Source organism: Cylindrospermopsis sp. CR12 (assembly GCF_001432185.1).
Lineage (GTDB): Bacteria > Cyanobacteriota > Cyanobacteriia > Cyanobacteriales > Nostocaceae > Raphidiopsis > Raphidiopsis raciborskii.
Genome location: NZ_LMVE01000045.1, coordinates 1 through 1,949 on the forward strand (window position 1 = coordinate 1; position 1,949 = coordinate 1,949).

Below are 1,949 nucleotides of genomic sequence, written 5' to 3' on the forward strand. Positions count from 1 at the left end.
CACCTGTAGCATTAACCGCTCCTGCAATCAACGGTTAATAACCAATACTGGTAAATGAAAAGCTCCTCACCTAGTGGGGGGCTTTTTTTATGGCATATTATTTGAGTAATGCCATGAGTTGAGGGTGTTGGGTTTCGTATTAAACTCAACCTACGTTAATCTTATATTTAATTCCACTGACCCACTTAGAATAAAATCGGTAAGGTTATTTTTTAAAAACTCCTTCTCACCATGCCCAAACACTTTAACACTGCTGGTCCTTGCCAATCTGACATCCACTATATGCTCTCCCCCACGGTTCGACTACCGGACTTGAAAGCACTAATTGATGGTCGCAATTACTTTATCATTCATGCACCGCGACAAGTAGGCAAAACCACCGCTATGATAGCCCTAGCTCAAGAATTGACTGATAGTGGGGAATACACCGCCATCATGCTTTCTTTAGAAGTAGGGGCACCCTTCTCTCAGGATCCGGGTATGGCTGAACGTGCAATTTTGGATGAATGGCAAGAATCCGCTTGTGTTTACCTACCAACTAATCTTCACCCACCCCGTTGGCCACCATCTCAACCCGGGCGGCAAATTGGAGCCGCATTAGCCAGCTGGGCTAAGGTTGCTACTCGTCCCCTAGTGGTTTTCCTGGATGAAATTGATGCTTTAGCAGATGAAACATTGATTTCTGTTCTCAGACAATTACGCTCAGGTTACAATCGTCGTCCCCGGGCGTTTCCCCATTCGGTGGGGCTAATTGGCATGCGGGATGTGCGGGACTATAAGGTGAAATCCGGTGGAAGTGAACGACTCAATACCTCTAGTCCTTTTAATATCAAGGCTGAATCCTTGACTTTAAGTAATTTTACCTTACCTGAAGTAGAAGAACTTTACTTACAACATACACAAGCTACGGGACAGGTTTTTACCATAGAAGCAATTCAACAGGCATTTTATTTAACTGATGGACAACCGTGGTTAGTTAACGCCCTAGCTCGTCAAGCTACTCAGGTTTTAGTGAAAGATATCACCCAACCCATTACTGCTGAAGTGATTAACCAAGCCAAGGAAATTCTGATTCGACGCCAGGATACCCATTTAGATAGCTTGGCAGAAAGATTACGGGAAGATAGGGTCAGGGACATTATTCAACCTATGTTAGCTGGTGAAGACTTAGCTGATACGCCAGAAGATAACTTACGATACGTGTTAGATCTGGGTTTATGCCGTCGCGATCGCGGGGGTGGACTAGAAATTGCTAACCCTATTTATCGAGAGATTTTACCTAAAGCTTTAGCCTCCGTGGCGATCGCCTCTTTAACTTCGGTGGAGCTCAACTGGTTAAATCCTGATGGCACACTCAACCCTCAAATCCTATTAGACTCTTTCTTAGAATTTTGGCGACAACATGGGGAACCACTACTCAGAAGTGCACCTTACCATGAGATTGCTCCCCATTTAGTGTTAATGGCATTTTTACATCGGGTAGTAAATGGTGGTGGCACCTTAGAGCGGGAATATGCCATTGGTTCTGGAAGGATGGATATTTGTTTACGCTATGGCCAAGTGGTGATGGGCATAGAGTTAAAGGTGCGGAGGGAAAAGTTAGATCCGTTAACCAAGGGTTTAACCCAACTGGATAAATATCTGGATGGTTTAGGATTGGATACAGGTTGGTTAGTGATTTTCGATCGCCGTCCCGGATTACCACCCATGGGAGAGAGAATTAGTACGGAGGAAGCTATTAGTCCGGGGGGACGCACTATTACCGTCATTCGCAGTTAGTCGCGAAGCACTGGGTATGCGAGATCGCCATTGTTGTTTAAATCATTAATGTTGGGTTTCCTAGCGTCAACCCAACCTACAAACTTAAAAACTCGTCTATATACATATAAAATACCTCCAGGAGGCGAAAACCCCCACCATTTATGGCAAAATCCCTAATTGGCAAAATT

General features: G+C 44.5%; 1 protein-coding gene. It reads left to right on the forward strand.

The genetic code is table 11. The annotated features are described in order from the left end of the window. Positions 1–231: 231 nt before the first annotated feature. On the forward strand, positions 232–1,779 hold the full coding sequence (locus ASL19_RS06250) for an ATP-binding protein (protein ID WP_057177678.1): 1,548 nt from the start codon (positions 232–234) through the stop codon (positions 1,777–1,779). The last annotated feature ends 170 nt before the right edge of the window (positions 1,780–1,949 follow it).